The sequence below is a fragment of the Paractinoplanes atraurantiacus genome, assembly GCF_900215205.1.
Lineage (GTDB): Bacteria > Actinomycetota > Actinomycetes > Mycobacteriales > Micromonosporaceae > Actinoplanes > Actinoplanes atraurantiacus.
Genome location: NZ_OBDY01000004.1, coordinates 1 through 16,770 on the forward strand (window position 1 = coordinate 1; position 16,770 = coordinate 16,770).

General features: G+C 70.9%; 16 protein-coding genes. 5 read left to right on the forward strand and 11 right to left on the reverse strand.

Annotation, left to right across the window (positions count from 1 at the left end):
* Together CRP55_RS11875 and CRP55_RS11880 are read right to left on the reverse strand one after the other, a co-directional pair.
* Positions 1–321, reverse strand: a 321-nt coding sequence (locus CRP55_RS11875; RefSeq protein WP_143234566.1) for an ATP-binding cassette domain-containing protein, incomplete at its 3' end; no start/stop codon positions are given.
* A 66-nt stretch (positions 322–387) separates the two neighbouring features.
* Positions 388–1,314: a GNAT family N-acetyltransferase gene (locus CRP55_RS11880; protein WP_179855133.1), complete on the reverse strand. Its 927-nt coding sequence runs from the start codon at positions 1,312–1,314 to the stop codon at positions 388–390.
* 128 nt (positions 1,315–1,442) lie between these two features.
* Between CRP55_RS11880 and CRP55_RS11885 the strand changes: the two genes are divergently transcribed.
* Positions 1,443–2,342 carry a LysR family transcriptional regulator gene (locus CRP55_RS11885; RefSeq protein ID WP_097319925.1) on the forward strand — a complete coding sequence of 300 codons (900 nt, stop codon included), beginning with the start codon at positions 1,443–1,445 and terminating at the stop codon, positions 2,340–2,342.
* On the opposite strand, the gene CRP55_RS11890 is transcribed toward CRP55_RS11885, so the two are convergent.
* On the reverse strand, positions 2,318–3,655 hold the full coding sequence (locus CRP55_RS11890; RefSeq protein WP_097319926.1) for an FAD-dependent monooxygenase: 1,338 nt from the start codon (positions 3,653–3,655) through the stop codon (positions 2,318–2,320). The genes CRP55_RS11885 and CRP55_RS11890 overlap by 25 nt on opposite strands.
* Before the next feature lie 36 nt (positions 3,656–3,691).
* Here CRP55_RS11890 and CRP55_RS11895 point away from each other — a divergent pair, with 36 nt between their 5' ends.
* A complete protein-coding gene (locus tag CRP55_RS11895) occupies positions 3,692–4,264 on the forward strand; it encodes a TetR/AcrR family transcriptional regulator (RefSeq protein ID WP_097319927.1) in 573 nt (190 codons plus the stop codon).
* A gap of 64 nt (positions 4,265–4,328) precedes the next feature.
* Here CRP55_RS11895 and CRP55_RS11900 read toward each other — a convergent pair whose 3' ends face one another.
* From CRP55_RS11900 to CRP55_RS11910, 3 genes are read right to left on the reverse strand one after another with little or no spacing between them, the layout of a single operon-like run.
* Positions 4,329–5,075, reverse strand: coding sequence for a succinate dehydrogenase/fumarate reductase iron-sulfur subunit (locus CRP55_RS11900; RefSeq protein ID WP_097319928.1), 747 nt, complete (start codon positions 5,073–5,075; stop codon positions 4,329–4,331).
* On the reverse strand, positions 5,075–7,021 hold the full coding sequence (locus tag CRP55_RS11905) for a fumarate reductase/succinate dehydrogenase flavoprotein subunit (protein ID WP_097319929.1): 1,947 nt from the start codon (positions 7,019–7,021) through the stop codon (positions 5,075–5,077). The genes CRP55_RS11900 and CRP55_RS11905 overlap by 1 nt, the downstream gene beginning before the upstream one ends.
* Positions 7,022–7,023: 2 nt before the next feature.
* Positions 7,024–7,758 carry a succinate dehydrogenase cytochrome b subunit gene (locus tag CRP55_RS11910; RefSeq protein WP_097319930.1) on the reverse strand — a complete coding sequence of 245 codons (735 nt, stop codon included), beginning with the start codon at positions 7,756–7,758 and terminating at the stop codon, positions 7,024–7,026.
* A 71-nt stretch (positions 7,759–7,829) separates the two neighbouring features.
* Here CRP55_RS11910 and CRP55_RS11915 point away from each other — a divergent pair, with 71 nt between their 5' ends.
* Positions 7,830–8,753, forward strand: a complete 924-nt coding sequence (locus tag CRP55_RS11915; protein WP_097319931.1) for a LysR family transcriptional regulator — start codon at positions 7,830–7,832, stop codon at positions 8,751–8,753.
* Here the strand turns inward: CRP55_RS11915 and CRP55_RS11920 are convergent.
* Positions 8,750–9,457, reverse strand: coding sequence for a maleylpyruvate isomerase family mycothiol-dependent enzyme (locus tag CRP55_RS11920; RefSeq protein WP_097319932.1), 708 nt, complete (start codon positions 9,455–9,457; stop codon positions 8,750–8,752). The two genes, CRP55_RS11915 and CRP55_RS11920, sit on opposite strands and share 4 nt — an antisense overlap.
* Positions 9,458–9,539: 82 nt before the next feature.
* On the opposite strand from CRP55_RS11920, the gene CRP55_RS11925 reads away from it, so the two are divergent.
* Together CRP55_RS11925 and CRP55_RS11930 are read left to right on the forward strand one after the other, a co-directional pair.
* Positions 9,540–10,262 carry a class I SAM-dependent methyltransferase gene (locus tag CRP55_RS11925; RefSeq protein WP_245922941.1) on the forward strand — a complete coding sequence of 241 codons (723 nt, stop codon included), beginning with the start codon at positions 9,540–9,542 and terminating at the stop codon, positions 10,260–10,262.
* 164 nt (positions 10,263–10,426) lie between these two features.
* Positions 10,427–12,106: a substrate-binding domain-containing protein gene (locus CRP55_RS11930; RefSeq protein WP_245922942.1), complete on the forward strand. Its 1,680-nt coding sequence runs from the start codon at positions 10,427–10,429 to the stop codon at positions 12,104–12,106.
* Between the two features lie 83 nt (positions 12,107–12,189).
* On the opposite strand, the gene CRP55_RS11935 is transcribed toward CRP55_RS11930, so the two are convergent.
* The 4 genes from CRP55_RS11935 to CRP55_RS11950 all read right to left on the reverse strand — a co-directional run bounded on the left by CRP55_RS11935 (position 12,190) and on the right by CRP55_RS11950 (position 16,636).
* Complete coding sequence (locus tag CRP55_RS11935) at positions 12,190–13,623, reverse strand: MFS transporter (protein ID WP_097319935.1); 1,434 nt, start codon at positions 13,621–13,623, stop codon at positions 12,190–12,192.
* A gap of 59 nt (positions 13,624–13,682) precedes the next feature.
* Positions 13,683–14,162: a hypothetical protein gene (locus tag CRP55_RS11940; protein ID WP_245922943.1), complete on the reverse strand. Its 480-nt coding sequence runs from the start codon at positions 14,160–14,162 to the stop codon at positions 13,683–13,685.
* A 522-nt stretch (positions 14,163–14,684) separates the two neighbouring features.
* Positions 14,685–16,121 carry an MFS transporter gene (locus CRP55_RS11945; protein WP_245922944.1) on the reverse strand — a complete coding sequence of 479 codons (1,437 nt, stop codon included), beginning with the start codon at positions 16,119–16,121 and terminating at the stop codon, positions 14,685–14,687.
* A 47-nt stretch (positions 16,122–16,168) separates the two neighbouring features.
* A complete protein-coding gene (locus tag CRP55_RS11950) occupies positions 16,169–16,636 on the reverse strand; it encodes a MarR family winged helix-turn-helix transcriptional regulator (protein WP_218854373.1) in 468 nt (155 codons plus the stop codon).
* Positions 16,637–16,770 lie beyond the last annotated feature (134 nt).

Consider the following 16,770-nt stretch of genomic DNA (forward strand, 5'->3'; position numbering starts at 1 on the left):
GTGGTGCAGGTCGGCCATCAGGAGCATGTTCTCCTCGCCGGTGATCAGACCGTCGACGGCCGAGAACTGCCCCGTCACCCCGATCGCGGCCCGGACCTTCTGCGGATCGGTGGCCAGGTCGTGTCCGCCGACGCGGAGGTCGCCGGCGCCGGGCGAGATCAGGGTGGACAGGATCTTCACGACGGTGGTCTTGCCGGCCCCGTTCGGGCCGAGCAGGGAGAAGATGGTTCCTTCGGGTACGGCCAGGTCGACGCCGTCCAGCACGACTTTGTCGCCATAGGACTTGCGCAGGGCGTTCGCGGCGATGGCGAGTGTGGGCATGGGAACTTCTCCTCGGTTTCGGGGTGATGAGGGCGCCCGCGGCCAGCAGGCAGGGATTCCTCGTCTTCATGGCAGCTCGTAGAGGTGGGTGCGCCGCAGGGGCCGGAACCCGAGCTGCCGGCGGGCGGCCAGCAGACCGGCGTCGTCGCCGATGCCGGTGGCCTCGATCTCGGTGACGGACGGATGGACCTCCCGCAGGCGCTGGATCAGGGCGGCGTTGACCCAGAGGCCGACCTGCCGCCCGCGATGCCCGGGAAGCACCGCCGGCCCGTACTGCCGGGCCCGTGACTGTCCCCCGGCGATCGCCACCGCATACGCCGCCACGTCGCCACCCGCCGCGGCCGCGGTCAGCACGGCATCACCGAGCCGGCCCGGCAGCGCATCACGGCCGTGGCCGGGCAGCGCGTCGCGACCGCGGCCCAGCATCCCGTCGCGGACATGGACCGGCAGCCCGTCGCGGACATGGACCGGCAGCCCGTCGCGGACATGGACCGGCATCCCCTCGCGGACATGGCCCGGCGAGACATCGCTGGTGCGGCCCGGCAAGGGGAGCAGGTCCTCGACGCGGAAGGCGGACGGAAGGTCGCCCGTCCACGACGTCAGGCGGTAGCCGGGGTGGTCGGCGTCGACCAGCTCGGACAGCCAGGCCTGGTGGACGTCGCAGTAGGTGAGCAGGTCGTGGCGCCGGGAGCCGGTGCGGCGGAATCCGTGCCGCCGGCAGAACCCCTCCCCCGGTGATCCCGCGTCCACGCCGGCCAGCAGGCGGCGGCCGCCCGCGTCGTCGCGGACGGCGGCCAGCAGCCGCGATCCGATGCCGCGGCGCCGCCAGCCCGGCTCGACGGACAGGCTCAGCTCGGCTGTTCCCGGCGGCGCCGGCGGGGGCAGGGACCACAGGCCGGCCCGCCCCGCCACGAAGCCGCAGGGCGCCACGGCCAGCCATCGCGCGGTGCCGGGCAGGCGTGCCGGCGCGATGTCGACCACGATTTCGTTCATGGGACCAACGATCGCGGTGTCATCGGCGTCGAACAATGCAAGAGATCGCACCGCCGGATAAGCCATCGGTTATCGTTCCGGCGGACCGAGCGAAGGCGGACCGAGCGAAGGCGGGAGGGGGCCGGCCGATGGAGATGCGCGACATCGAGATCTTCCTGGCGCTGGCCGAGGAGCTTCATTTCGGGCGTACGGCCGAACGGCTCCGGGTCTCCCAGGCCCGGGTCAGTCAGTCGATCAAGCAGCAGGAGCGCCGGATCGGCGGCGCCCTGTTCGAGCGGACCAGCCGCAGCGTGCGCCTCACCCCGCTCGGCGAGCGGCTGCGCGACCGGCTCGACGCCGGCTACCGCGAGATCCTGGCCGGGATCGAGGAGGCCACCGCCGCCGCCCGCGGGCAGTCCGGCACGCTGACGGTCGGCACCTTCGACACCCAGTCGCAGCAGATCGCGGCCGCCCTCGACCTGTTCCGGCAGCGGCATCCGCAGTGTGAGCTGCGGATGCGGGAGATCCTGCCGACCGATCCGTTCGGCGCCCTGCGCGCCGGCCGCATCGATGTCGGGCTGCTCTGGCTGCCCGTCCGCGAGCCCGATCTCACCGTGGGGCCCGAGCTGTTCACCGAGTCCCGGGTGCTGGCCGTCGCGCCCGGCCATCCGCTGGCCCGGCGGGACCAGGCCGCGCTGGAGGACCTGGGCGACTACCCGGTCGTCCAGCCGGACGGGCCCATCCCGGACTACGTGTGGGCGGCGCACACCCCGCCGGTGACGCCGTCGGGCCGGCCGATCCGCCCCGGAACGACCGTGACCACCCTGGCCGAGGCCTTCTCGGCGATCAGCACCGGCGCCGTCATCAGCCCCATCGGCTCGTTCGCGGCCGTCTCCCGGCGGCGCGACGACGTCGTCTTCCTGCCGCTCGCCGACGCGCCGCTTCTGCGGTACGCGCCCGTGTGGCGCGCCGCCGGTGAGACTCCCCTGGTCCGCGCCTTCGTGCGCGCGGCCGCGGACGCCCTTCAGACGCCGAGCAGCGAACGGTAGCGGCGGATGTCGTCCGGCGAGTGCGAGACGCAGCCGATGTAGTTGTCGGGGCGGACCAGGAACAGGGTCGGCTCGTGGACGTCGTAGATGTCCAGGACCTCGGGGTCGTCGACGCGGTGGGCGCCGTCCGGCAGGTCGCCGCTCCAGGCGAAGGCCAGCAGCGTGAACTCCGGCCCGCGCAGGAGGTCGAAGATCGGGCCGGGGGCCCGGTCGCCGGCCTGGACCCGGCCGGGGGTGGGGCGGTGGTCGCGCGACAGCGGGCTGTCCCGGTAGTTCAGGGTGAGCTGGCGCAAGGTCGGGTCGTCGCGGCGCATGGTGGCCTGGCGGTGCAGGCGCGTGGTGATGCCGAGGACCTCCGCTGCGACCGGGAGGCGCTCCGACTCGTACGACTCAAGAAGCGCAGGTGTTCCCAGCGCGAGTTTCCAGCCGAGGTTGTAGGCATCCTGGATGCCGGTGTTGAGGCCCTGGCCGCCGGCCGGTGAGTGGACGTGCGCGGCGTCGCCGGCGAGGAAGACGTTGCCGGCGCGGTATCGCGACACCATGCGCATGTTGGCCCGGTAGAGCGACCGCCAGCCGACGTACGTGAGTTTCAGCCCCACCTCTTCCACGAGCTCCTCGAGGGACTTGTCCGAGGGGGACGCGGTGAGCTGGAAATCGTCGGTGCCGGGCAGCGGGCACAGGCCCAGCCTCAGCGACTTGCCGTCCTCGCCCGGCCAGACGTGCCAGTTGCCGCGGTCCAGGCCCTCCACGCGGACGTCCGCGATGATCATCTGCTCGGTCTCGAAGGTCTCACCTTCAAAGGGCACACCCAGGGTTTTCCGTACGGTGCTACGACCGCCGTCCGCTCCGACGACATACCGGGCCGTGATCGTCTCGCCGGTGTCGAGCGTGACGTGGACCCGCTCGCCGTCCTGCGAGAGGCCGGTGACGCCGGCGCCGAGCTCGACCGGGACGCCGTCGGCCAGCAGCTCGGAGGTGCGCCACTGCGGCTGCATGAGCCCGTTCGGATAGGGCACGGCCGCGGTCGGCTCCTGCGGTTCGGCCATGCGCCGGGTCATCGTGCCGCCGCCGGGCAGGTGGACCAGCAGCTCCGGGTAGGCGCCGCCGGTGGCGAGGAAGCGGTCGACCAGGCCGAGGTCGTCGAGGATCTCCAGGGTGCGGGGCTGCAGGCCCTTGGCGCGGGAGCCGTCGAAGAGCTTGGTGTCGCGCTCGACGATACGGAACGGGACGCCGTGGCGCTGAAGGACGCGGGCGAGGGTGAGACCGGTCGGGCCGGCGCCCACGATTACAGTGAATTTAGATTCAATGAACATGGATTCACCGTAGAGCGGACTGATAACCTGCGTCAAGTGACGGGAGTTCGGCAGCAGCAGGCGGCGCAGACGGGCGCCGAGCTCAAGGCGGCCGCCATCAGGGTCTTCGAGCGCACGGGCTACCTGAACGCCAAGATCACCGACATCACCGCCGAGGCGGGGCGGGCGACCGGGTCGTTCTACAAGCACTTCGCGAGCAAGGAGCAGCTGCTGCAGGCCCTGCTGGCCGACCTGCTGGCCGAGAGCGACGTGAGCGCCATGCGTCCCGAGCACAAGAGCGACTTCGCCGACCGCGAGGCGGTCCGCTTCCACGTCGCGGAGTACTGGGAGTTCTACCGCCGGCACCGCACGGTGCTGAACGCGTTGCAGCAGGCGGCGATCGTCGACGAGGCGTTCGCCCGCATCGTCGACGAGATGATGGAGCCCGACCAGCACCACCTGGCCGAACACCTGGTGGGGCTCGACCTGCCCGGCCGGCCGCTCGTGGTGGCGTCGATGTTCGGGGTGCTGGCCCAGGGCTTCGCGGCCGCCTGGTTCGGCAAGATCCCGGACGAGGAGGCCATCGAGACGCTGACCGGCTTCATCCACCGGGGCATCGGGGCCTCGTGAGAACGCTTCTTGACATGCCGAAGGCCGGGCACTCCGTTGTGCCCGGCCTTCGAGAACGCTGCGCTCAGTTGCTGTTGCGCAGGGCCTTGCGGTAGTCGCTGTTCAGGCGGCCGATGAGGTGCAGCGGGATGCCCTTGGGGCAGACCTGGGAGCACTCGCCCATGTTGGTGCAGCCGCCGAAGCCGGCGTCGTCCTGCGCCTGCAGCATGTCGATGACGCGGGTGTCGCGCTCGGGCTGGCCCTGCGGCATGAGGCCCAGGTGGGCCACCTTGGCCGCGGTGAACAGCATCGACGAGCCGTTCGGGCAGGCCGCCACGCAGGCGCCGCAGCCGATGCAGGTGGCCGCCTCGAACGCCAGGTCGGCGTCCTTCTTAGGCACGGGGGTGGCGTGCGCGTCGGGCGCGGTGCCGGTCGGCGCGGTGATGTAGCCACCGGCCTGAATGATCTTGTCGAAGGCCGTGCGGTCGACGACCAGGTCCTTGATGACGGGGAACGCGGCGGCCCGCCACGGCTCCACGTCGATCACGTCGCCGTCGGAGAAGTGCCGCATGTGCAGCTGGCACGTCGTGGTGGCCTTCTCCGGGCCGTGCGCCACGCCGTCGATGACCATGCTGCACGCGCCGCAGATGCCCTCGCGGCAGTCGTGGTCGAAGGCGATCGGGTCGTCGCCCTCAAGGATCAGCGACTCGTTGAGGACGTCCAGCATCTCGAGGAAGCTGGCGTCGGGCGAGATGTCCTTGACGCCGTACGTGACCATCTTGCCGGCCTCATCGGCGGACGGCTGACGCCACACCCTGACCTTGATGTCCATTACTTGTAGCTCCGCGTGCTCGGGTGGACGTACTCGAATTCGAGTTGTTCCTTGTGGAGAGTCGGCTTGCCGGCGTCACCGGCCGCGTACTCCCAGGCCGCGACGTAGCTGAACTGATCGTCGTGGCGCAGCGCCTCGCCGTCGGGGGTCTGGCTCTCGGCGCGGAAGTGGCCGCCGCACGACTCGCGGCGGTGCAGCGCGTCGATGCACATCAGCTCGGCCAGCTCGAAGAAGTCGGCGACACGGCCGGCCTTCTCCAGGTTCTGGTTGAGCTGCTCGCCGGTGCCGGGCACCTTCACCCGGGTCCAGAACTCCTCGCGCAGGCTGCGGATGAGGCCGATGGCCTTGGTCAGGCCCTCCTCGGTGCGCTCCATGCCGCAGTACTCCCACATGATGTGGCCGAGCTCGCGGTGGAACGAGTCCACGGTGCGGTCACCGTCGATCGACAGGAACTTGGCGATGCGGTCCTCGACCTGCTTGCGGGCCGCTTTCACCTCTTCGTGATCCTGGGAGACCTTCTCGAAGGGGCCGGCCGCCAGGTAGTTGCCGAGGGTGGTCGGCAGCACGAAGTAGCCGTCGCCCAGGCCCTGCATCAGAGCGGACGCGCCGAGCCGGTTGGCGCCGTGGTCGGAGAAGTTGGCCTCGCCGACGACGAACAGGCCGGGGATGGTCGACTGGAGGTCGTAGTCGACCCACAGGCCGCCCATCGTGTAGTGCACGGCGGGGTAGATGCGCATCGGCGTCTCGTACGGGTCCTCGCCGGTGATCCGGGCGTACATCTCGAAGAGGTTGCCGTACTTGGCCTCGACCGCCTTGCGGCCCAGCCGCTTGATGGCGTCCGCGAAGTCCAGGTAGACACCGAGGCCGCCGGGGCCGACGCCGCGGCCCTCGTCGCAGACGTTCTTGGCGGCGCGGGATGCGATGTCACGCGGGACCAGGTTGCCGAACGACGGGTAGATCCGCTCCAGGTAGTAGTCGCGGTCCTCCTCGGCGATGTCACCGGCCGGCTTCTGGCAGTCCTCGGCCCGCTTCGGCACCCACACCCGGCCGTCGTTGCGCAGCGACTCGCTCATCAGGGTGAGCTTGCTCTGGTGCGTGCCCGACTCGGGGATGCACGTCGGGTGGATCTGCGTGTAGCAGGGGTTCGCGAACAGCGCGCCCTTGCGGTGCGCGCGCCACGACGCGGTGACGTTGCAGCCCTTGGCGTTGGTGGAGAGGAAGAAGACGTTGCCGTAGCCGCCGGAGGCGAGCACGACGGCGTCGGCCATCTCGGTGGTGATCTCGCCGGTGACCATGTCGCGGACCACGATGCCCCGTGCCTTGCCCTCGACGATGATCAGCTCGAGCATCTCGTGCCGGGCGTTCATCTCGATGTTGCCGAGGCCGATCTGCCGCTCCATCGCCTGGTAGGCGCCGAGCAGCAGCTGCTGGCCCGTTTGGCCCCGGGCGTAGAACGTCCGGGACACCTGGGTGCCGCCGAACGAGCGGTTGTCGAGCAGGCCGCCGTACTCGCGGGCGAACGGAACACCCTGGGCGACGCACTGGTCGATGATGTTCAGCGACACGCTGGCCAGGCGGTAGACGTTCGACTCGCGGGCGCGGAAGTCGCCGCCCTTGACCGTGTCGTAGAACAGCCGGTAGATCGAGTCGCCGTCGTTGCGGTAGTTCTTGGCGGCGTTGATGCCACCCTGGGCGGCGATCGAGTGGGCCCGGCGCGGGCTGTCCTGGTAGCAGTACGACTTGACGTGATATCCGGCCTCGGCCAGGGTCGCGGCGGCGGAGCCACCGGCCAGGCCGGTGCCGACCACGATCACGGTCAGCTTGCGGCGGTTGGCCGGGTTGACCAGCTTGGCCGAGAACTGGCGGCGCTCCCAGCGGGTCTCGATGGGCCCGTCCGGCGCGGCGGTGTCGGCGATCGGGTCGCCCTCGGTCCAGAAGTCACTCATGATCAATCCACCAATCCGATCGTCACCGCGAACGGCACCGAGAGGTAGCCGACGACCAGCACCAAAGACAGCGCGAGGGCGCTGAGGCGGGCGATGCGCTCGCCCCGCTGGGTCTGCTGGCCCAGGGTGCGCACGGCGCTCCAGATGCCGTGGCGCAGGTGGAAGCCGACGGCCACGATCGACACCACGTAGAAGAGGGTCACGTACCAGCGGCCCGGGGCGAAGTCCTCGGCCACGTTCCGGTACGCCTCGCCGTGCACACCGTTCGGGTTCAGCGTGAGCGTCGTGAGGTCGAGAATGTGGTAGATCACGAAGAGCAGGACGATCACGCCGCCCCAGCGCATCGTGCGGGCGGCGTAGCTGCCCTGCACCTTGGGCCGGTGCGCGTACTTCACCGGGCGGGCCTTGCGGGCACGGATCGCGAGCACGGTGGCCGCGTAGATGTGCCCGACGACCGCGAGGGTGAGCCCGCCGCGCTGGATCCACAGGTACCACTCGTCCGGCAGCAGAGGCGTGCCGATGGTCCGCAGCCAGTGCGCGTAGTGATCGAAGGTCTCCTCGCCAAAGAAGATCTTCAAGTTGCCGATCATGTGCGCGAACAGGAACAGGACCAGCAGGATGCCGGTGCCCGCCATGAGGAACTTGAGGGCGACCGACGAGCGTCGCCGCGCCTTGTCAGCCGGGGCCGGGGCCTTCGAGGCCGCCGCCTTCCGGGTCGTAGTCGTATCTACCGCCACACTCTGGAAGGTAGGAACCTCAGCGCGATTCGTCTAATGCATGATCCACGCAGTCATCATAGAGATAGGCTATGAAGGTGCAGCTCCAGCAGCTTCGCTACTTTCTCGCAGTCGAACAAACCCGGCATTTCACCCAAGCGGCGGACAATCTGGGCGTCTCCCAGCCGACTCTCAGTAAGCAAATTCACACGCTCGAACAGACCCTCGGCGCCCCGCTGTTCGAACGCATCCGGGGCGCGGTGACCCTCACGGCGGCCGGCCATACATTGCTGCCGATCGCCCAGCGCATGGTCGCCGACGCCGACGCCGCCCAGGAGGCCGTCTCCGACATCGTCGGCCTGCGCCGGGGCGAGGTCCGCCTGGGAGCCACCCCCAGCCTCTGCTCGTCCCTGGTTCCCGAGGTGCTGCGCACCTTCAGGACCGCACACCCCGAGATTCAGCTGTACGTCAACGAGGGCGGCTCCCAGGACCTCATCGAGAACCTGCACGCCCACACGCTGGACCTGGCCCTGATCGTGCAGCCCGAGGAGGGCGTGGACGAGGCCCTGACGGCCACCCCGGTGCTGCGCGAGAGCCTGGTGGTGGCCTCGGTGGCCGACGGCCCCCCGCCCACGATCCACGCCCAGATCGCCCTGTCCGAGCTGGAACACACCCCCTTGGTGATGTTCCGGGCCGGCTACGACATCAGAGGCGTCACCCTCGACGCCTGCCGCAAGGCCGGCTTCACCCCCAAGTTCGCCGTGGAGGGCGGCGAGATGGACGCCGTCCTGGCCTTCGTGGAGGCCGGCCTGGGCGTGGCCCTGGTCCCCAGCATGGTGCTGGCCAACCGCCCCCTGCTGCGGGCCACTCCCCTGGCCCCGCCCGGCATGCGCCGGACGATCGCCCTGGCCCACCGCAAGAGGTCGGTGCTCCCCCACGCGGCCGAGGCCCTGCGGACCACCCTCCTCGAACACGTCGCCACCCAGCAGCTGCCGGTAGGCGTACGGCCTCTTTAGAAGCGCGACCCTTCCCGCCACGCCTCCCACACCGCCTGATCGCCCTCCACCGGCGGCGAGGGCAGGCGGCGGTTGAGGATCAGGACCAGCTCCCGGGCCGGGGCCGTCAGGGCGACATCGGCCGGCGCCCTGGCCTCGCGCCACTCGATGCCCTCCTTCGCCCGGGTCACGTGCCAGGCCCGATCCGCGTCAGGCGCGATGAACTGCAGGGTCTCCCCGTCCCCGGCCAGGCGGTCGAACATCTCGAACGAGCCCAGCAGGTCGGCCACGCCGTCGGCGGCCAGGTCCGGGGCGAGCTCACCGTCCCCGGCGGCGTCGAAGCGGTGCACGACCAGGTCGTGGACCATGCGCCGCAGCCAGAAGCCGGCGATCAGGTGTTTCGGCTGCCACGTCCAGACCTGGGTGTGGAAGCCGCGCTCCTCGACCGTCGCGTTCAGCTCGCGCGCCCCCTCGGCCAGCCACGACGGCCAGGACACCTGGTCCTGCGGTGCGGCGATCAACTCGTACGGCTGCATCTGATCCGTTTTGATGATCAGCGAGGCGTAGCGATGACCGGTGCCGACATGGGTGACCAGATCTCGGACCGTCCACTCGGGGCAGGTCGGCACGACACGGTCGGCCGGCGACGCGCTGGCCGCCTCGGCGAAGCGGGCGGTCTCGGTCGCGAGCTCCGCGGCATAACGCGCGGGCGATAGCCACTCCATGGCCGGACCTTACCGTCACGCGGGCCTTCGAAGATTTAGCATCGTCGCTGTGTGGCACGGTGAGTTCCGGGATCCTCGGCTCGTGGCGGTGTACGACGCCGAGAACGTGTGGGGGTGGGACGACGACTTCTTCATGGCCGTGCTGGCCGAGAGGACGTCGCCCCGCGTACTGGACTTCGGTTGCGGGACGGGGCGGCTCGCCATCGCGATGGCCGCGGCCGGCCATGAGGTGACGGGGGTCGACCCGGCCCGGGCCTCGCTGGACGCGGCGCGCCGGAAGCCGGGGGCCGAGCGGGTGCGGTGGATCGAGGGGTCGGTCGAGGCGCTGCCGGAGCGGTCGTTCGACGCGGCCCTGCTCACCAGTCACGTGGCGCAGTTCTTCGTCGGTGACGAGGAGTGGTCGAGTGCCCTGCGCGCGCTGCGGCGGTCGTTACTTCCGGGCGGTCGATTGATCTTTGACAGCCGCGACCCCGTATATCGGGAGTGGGAGAGGTGGAACCCCACCGACTCGCGGCGGGTCATCGTCCTGCCGGACGGCGGCCTCGTTGTGGCATGGACGGAGGTAAATGACCGAAACGAGGGAACGATCTCCTTCACTCATCACTTCGCATTTACGGAGAGTGATGAGTTGATCAGCGAAGCCACGCTCCGCTTTCGGTCCGAAGAGGAACTTCGCGCAGATGTCGAAGCGGCCGGTTTCGACGTCGACCGCGTCTACGGAGGATGGGCCCGCGAGCCCGCCGGCCTGGGCGAAGACGGCGAATTGATCATGGTGGCGGTGGCCCGGCCGCAGGGTACGGGCTAGACGCCCGGCGCACTGTCGGGAACCTGCCAATCCGGGGCTGGGCGTTGTCAACGATGAATATGTGACTACTATTCGCTCTCGTCCGAGGAATCGGTAACAGTTGTGGACCTTGCGATGGAGAGGTGGGTGCGATGTCGGATATAGCGCGGCGTAACCAGCCGCCCATGGACGAACCGAGCTCGCACCGGTCGCCGGAGGGCGGCGGCGTCGGCCGTTTCCTGCTCGCCGCGGCGATCGTCCTCATGCTCGTCGCCGTCGCCGGCGCCACCACCTGGTGGATGTACAGCCGTGAGCCCGCCGACCCCACGAGCCGGCCCGCCCCGGCCGCGTCCGCCTCCCAGTGCCCCGACGCCGACCTGACCGTCGCCGCGGCGCCCGAGATCGCCCCGGTGGTCCAGGCCGCCGCCCGCACTTTCAACCAGGACCCGTCCGACAAGTGCGGGCCGATCGAGGTCATCGCCGAGGAGCCTGCGGCCACGGCAGCCGCCTCCGTCAAGTACGACGTGTGGATCCCCTCCAGCAGCGCCTGGGTGACACTGGCGGGCGTACGAGGCGCCGCGTACAAGATCGACGGCGAGCCGATCGCCCGCACCCCCGTGATCCTCGCCGCACCGGCCGTCCTCGCCGCTCAGCTCGCGCCGGGCGGTCAGACGTCCTGGGCCAAGCTCACCGCGGGCGCCGCCAGCGGGCAGATCCCGGCCGTCACCATGCCGGACCCGCAGAACAACACCATCGGCATGCTTTCGGTGTACGCGGTCAACAAGGCCATGGCGCGCACGACGCCGGACGCCGGCATCGCGCAACTGCGCGCGCTCACCCTGCGCAGCCGACTCACCGACGCGACATCCAACCCGGCCCAGCTCATGACCCGGCTCGCCGGTGAGTGGAACGCGAACAGCGTCACCTCCTCGGTCGGCGTCTTCGCAACCACCGAGCAGCAGCTCAAGGCGTACCAGGCGAGCAAGCACACGGTGGAGCTCAAGGGCGCCGTCCCGGTCGACGGGCTGGTCGAGGCCGACTACCCGTTCGCGATCGCGCACAACAACCGCGACGCCGACCTGACCGAGCGGTTGCGGGCGGCGATCACCAAGGCGGCCCTGACCCGTGCCGGCTTCCGCACCACCGCCAACCCGAAGGCGATGCCGCTGGCCGGCGACCCGCAGCAGTTGGCCGCCGCGGCCGCGATGTGGTCCGGATACAAGTCGCTGACCACGCAGGTGCTGCTGTTGATAGACGCCTCCGGCTCGATGAACCAGAAGATCACGGCGCCCGGCGGCCGCAGCACCACCCGGGCCGCGCTGCTGCGACAGTCCGGCGGCATCGCGGCGGAGCTGTTCGCCGAGGACACCAGCGTCGGCATGTGGTTCTTCGGCCAGCCGACGCCGTCCAGCCCGGCCCACGTCGAATCGGTCCCGTTCGGCCCGATCACCAGCGAGGTCGCGGGCAAGACGAGGCGTGAGGCGCTGGGCGCGGCGATGGCCCGGTACAGGGCGGCCGACAACTCGGGCACGCCGCTCTACCAGTCGGTCCTCGACGGCGTGGCGGAGATGCAGCCCAAGGTGCGGCAGGGCGCGGTCACGCTGGTGGTGGTGCTGACCGACGGCGTGGACGGCGAGTCGACGTTCAAGATGTCGCAGGCCCAGTTCATGCAGAAACTCACCGCCCAGCAGGACCCGAACCGCCCGGTACCGGTCCTGTCGGTCGGCTACGGCCCGGACGTCGACATGAAGGCCTTGAACGAGATGTCCGCCGCCACGGGCGGCGCGGCCTTCGCCGCCACAAACCCGGCCGACCTGTCCTCAGCCATAGCAAAGGCCTTCCTGGCGGCCCACGCACCCCGCTGACCCGTCCCCCGCGCCGCACTTCCGCCCACGCCCCCCTGCCTCGCGGCCCGGGCCCTGCATCGCGGTCGACGCGACTCGCCGGGTCATCGGGCGCTGCCGACCGGGAGTGCGGCGGCTGGGTGGCGGCGCCGGGCGAGGGCCGCGGTGGTGACGGTGACGGCGGCGGCGATCCACAACGGGAGCACGGTGCCGAGGTGGATCAGGGCCGAGCCGAGCGGGATGCCGAGGGCGACCGGGCCGAACATGACCGTGGTGGCGGTCGCGGCGACCCGGCCCAGCAGGTGGTCAGGGGTGCGGGTCTGCACCGCGGTGATGCCGGCGATCAGCGCCCAGGGCAGACCGAGCCCGATCAGAACACTCCCGGTGATCATCGCCGCCCACCACGGCAGCGAGGACGAGAGGCACCCGGCGGCGAACACAACGGACCCGAGCGCCGCGACGGCCACCGGGCTGCTGCGGGCAAGCAAACGGCCGACGATCAGGCCACCGACGATGGAACCGGCCCCCTGAGCCGTGGCAAGAAAACCGAGATGCGTCGAGGGCAGACCAAGGTCATGTACGAGGTGAGACAGCACGGCGGCATTGCAAAGCCCCGACATGCCGATGGCAACCCCCGCAACCACCACCGGCGTACGAACGTCCGCAATCCCGAAAAGCGCCCGCAGCCCCTCCCCCAGCCCACCTCGGCGCCGCTCCCCACCCTCCGCGCCGGCCTGAGCCCGCGCGACCACCACGGAAGCGCCAGCAGCCTCCGCGCCAGCCCCACTCCACGCCGCAGGCTCCGCCCGAGCCCCACCTCGGGCGGCAGACTCCGTACCAGCCCCACCTCGGGCGGCAGACTCCGCGCTGGCCCCACCCCGCACCGCAGACTCCGCGTCGGCCCCACACCTGGCGGCAGGCTCCGCAGCGGCCTCACCCATGGCGGCAGACGCTGCGCCAGCGGCATCCTGCGCGGTGGGCGCGGCCGCGGTTCCTATGCGGAGGAAGGCGTAGCAGGCGGCTGAGAGCAGGGGCATCGCGGCGCTCAAAAGGATCACCGGGGTCGCGCCGTGCCAGGCGTAGAGAGCGGCGCCGGCCAGTGGGGCGACCAGCTTCATGCCCTCCTGGGCGCTGGAGCGCCAGCCGTTGACGTCGCCCAGCAGTTCCCGTGGGAGGGCGGAGGGCAGGATCGCGGTCTCGCCGGCGTCGCTCACCACGTAGCTGACGCCGCGGAACAGCAGGACGGCGAAGATCAGCCAGACGCCGGCGGCCGAGTGGACGGCCAGCAGGGTCAGCAGGACCACGCCGAGGGCCAGGTCGGTGCCGATCAGAAGCGGACGGCGCGGAAGGCGGTCGGCCAGGCCGCCGAGCCACGGGCCGGCGAAGGTCGGCAGGTAGAGGCAGACGGCGGTCAGCGCGGCGAAGCTCACCGAGCCGGTCAGGTCGAGCACCCACAGGCCAGCCGCGATGCTCATCGCCGTGCTGCCGAAGCCGGACAGGATCGAGATCAGGATGAGCAGAACCGCGTTACGGCGCATGGAAACCCCCGAGGTTGAGCCGTCCGGACCCACATCCTCGGGACTTGAGTGTCAATGTGTCAAGCCTGTGGCTTGGCGGCCTCCAGTGCTTCACGGAGCCGGGTGATGGCCGCGCGCGTGGGCCCGGGCATCGACCCGGCCGCCCCGGAGAGGTCATCGACCGAGGCCTCAGCCAGGGAGAACAGAGCGCCGGCGGGGGCTTCGGCCGCCGTCGCCAAGGTGTCGCGAACGAGGGCGGCCCGGGTGAAGCGGCGATCCCACCGGCGATCGGCTCCGATGCGGCGGTACACCTCGACAGCGGCCGCACGCAGCGCCGCAACCCGATCGCCGAACTCCTCCGGCCCGGCCGGACGGGCCGCCGCCGCGGCCAGCCGAAGCCGCCGCTGCTCAGCGGCCTGCCGACTGCTCAGCCCCAGCGCACCAGCTATGTCCGACCAGGTGGCCCCAGCCCGCCGGGCCTGATTGATCAGCTCCAGCTCCTCAGCGTCGAGCCGCGCCCGCGCCGCTGGAATCTTGCTCAACCCCTCAAGCCCTTCCACGCCGAAATGGTACCGCATTTGTCAATGAAAGATTGACAAGCGAGGCGGAGCGGAAAGGGGTGCCGAAGGCAGGAACGTGAGTAGAGGCGGCATGGCATTGGCATGCGAGGCGGCCGGGCTTGGGAGACGAGGTGGGCAGGCGAGGCGACGTAGGCCGGGAGGCGGGCGGAGCACACGAGGCGGAGTGGGCCGGGAGGCGGAGTGGGTCAGGAGGCGGAGTGGGTCAGGAGGCGGAGTGGGCCAGGAGGCGGAGTGGGTCAGGAGGCGGAGTGGGCCAGGAGGCGGAGTGGGCCGAGGCGGAGACGCGGGGTGGGCACGGGAGGCGGAGACGCGGGGTGGGCACGGCAGGCGGGGACGCGGGGTGGGCACGGCAGGCGGGGACGCCGGGTGGGCACGGCAGGCGGGGACGCCGGGTGGGCACGGCAGGCGGGGACGCGGCAGGGGCGGTGCGGAAAGAGGGAGCGCGGGAGATGAGGGTGGGCGGTGGAGCTTGGACCGCGGGCCTGAGTCAGGCTGGGGTGGTCAGGCTGTGGCTATGGCGATGGGGTCGGATGGGGGTGCGGACGGCTGGGGTGGGCGGCGCAGCAGGAGCGTGGTCAAGGCGAGGGCGGCCAGCACGAAACCGGCCGCCACGAGGAAGGCCAGGGTGTAGCCGGCGTGCAGGGCGGCCACCTGTGTGGACCCGGCCGATGACTCGGCGCGGGCGGCGGCCACCGCGGCCAGCAACGAGAGGCCCAAGGCTCCGCCCGCCTGCTGGGCCGTGTTGCTGAAGCCGGACACCATGCCGGTCTCGGCCGGGGCCGCGCCGGCCATCGCCAGCATGACGATCGACGGGATCGTGACGCCGACGCCCAAGCCCATCACGATCAGGGGTGGGAGCATGTCGGCCACGTACGACGGCTGCTCCGGAACACGAGCGAGCAGCAGCAAGCCGGCCAGCAGCGTGGCCAGCCCAGCGATCAGAACCGGTCGTGGGCCGAAGCGGCCGGTCAGCCGCGCCGCCACGAACAGCGACACCAGGCCGATCACGATCGGGGTCGGCAGGAAGGCCAGGCCGGTGCCGAGCGCGTCGTAGCCCATCACCTGCTGCACGAACAGCGCGTTCACGAACTGGAAGCCCATGCCGGTCGCGAACACCAGCACCACCACCGCGTTCGCGCGGAGCAGCCACCCACGCCCGAGCAGGCGGAGCGGGATCAGGGGCCGGGGTGCGGCGTGTTGACGTACGAGAAAACCGAAAATGAGAATCAGGGCCGCCGCGCCACTCACGGTCGCGGGAATGAGGGCTTCGGGCGAGCCGGTACGGGTGATCGCGTAGACGCCGAGGGCCAGGCCCAGCGTGATCAGCGCGGCGCCGGGGATGTCGAGGCCCGCGCCGAGGCCCAGACCCGGCTCGCGGGGCAGCACGCCGCGGCCGAAGAACCAGACCGCGACGCCGATCGGCACGTTGATCAGGAAGATCACCGGCCAGCCGAGGGCGTCGGTCAGCACGCCGCCGACCACGAAGCCGAGGGCCGCCCCGCCGGCCTGCGTGAAGCTGTAGATGCCCAGCGCCCGCGCCTGCTCCTTGTCGGAGGGGAACAGCCGCACGATCATGCCGAGCACCACGGCCGCCGCGAACGCCCCGCCCGCACCCTGGAGGAAGCGGCCCGCGATGAGCACCTCGGCGTTGCCGGCGAGCCCGCACAGCAGGCTGGCCGCCACGAAGACCGCGAGGCCGGCCAGGAACACCCGCCAGGCGCCGAGCAGGTCACCCAGCCGGCCCGCGAGCAGCAGCAGCCCGGCGAAGGCCAGCAGGTAGGCGTTCACCACCCAGGAGACGCCGGCGGGCGAGAAGCCGAGTTCGCGCTGAATGTCCGGCAGGGCGACAGCCACGATCGTGCTGTCCAGAACGATCATCAACGACATCGCGCACAGGACCGCCAACGCGGCCGCGCGCCGGGGCACGGAAGGACTCATGGCCCGACCGTAACAGATAATCCGGATCCGGACTATCTTGTAGCGACCTACCTTCCGCGGGCCCGGCGGACCGGCTGCGGGCCGGGATCGCGCGGGGAGCCCGCCAGCAGGCCGAGCGCCTCGACAAACGCGGCCCTCGTCGAAGCCGGCAGCCCGTCGAGCGCCTCACCATGCACCCGGTCGACGATCTCCTGGCCCTCCTCGGCCACGCGGCGCCCCTTGTCGGTGACCGAGATGATGCGGGCGCGGCGGTCGGTGGCCGACGGCTTGCGCTCGGCGAGGCCGCGCTTCTCGAGGTCGTCGACCGTGCTGACCATGGTGGTCTTGTCGAGGTCGGCCAGCGCCGCCAGCTGGATCTGGGTGCGCTCCTGCTCGAGCGCGTGCACGAGCACGCACTGCATGCGCGGCGTCAGATCGATCTCGGACAAGGCGGCGGCGAGCCGGTTGGAGAGCGCGTGACCGGCGACGTTCAGCAGGCCGGTGATGTCGCGCTCGGTGCGTTCGGGGGCGGCCATCATCGCAGCATAGCCCGGATCATCCGGAACGGGATGATCCGGGGCCGGGACGGTTGGCGGGCCTGCCCCCGTGTCGGCCCGCCGGCCGTCCCGGCGGCTCCGATGTGGACAACCGTACGAGGGCGCCGCCACCG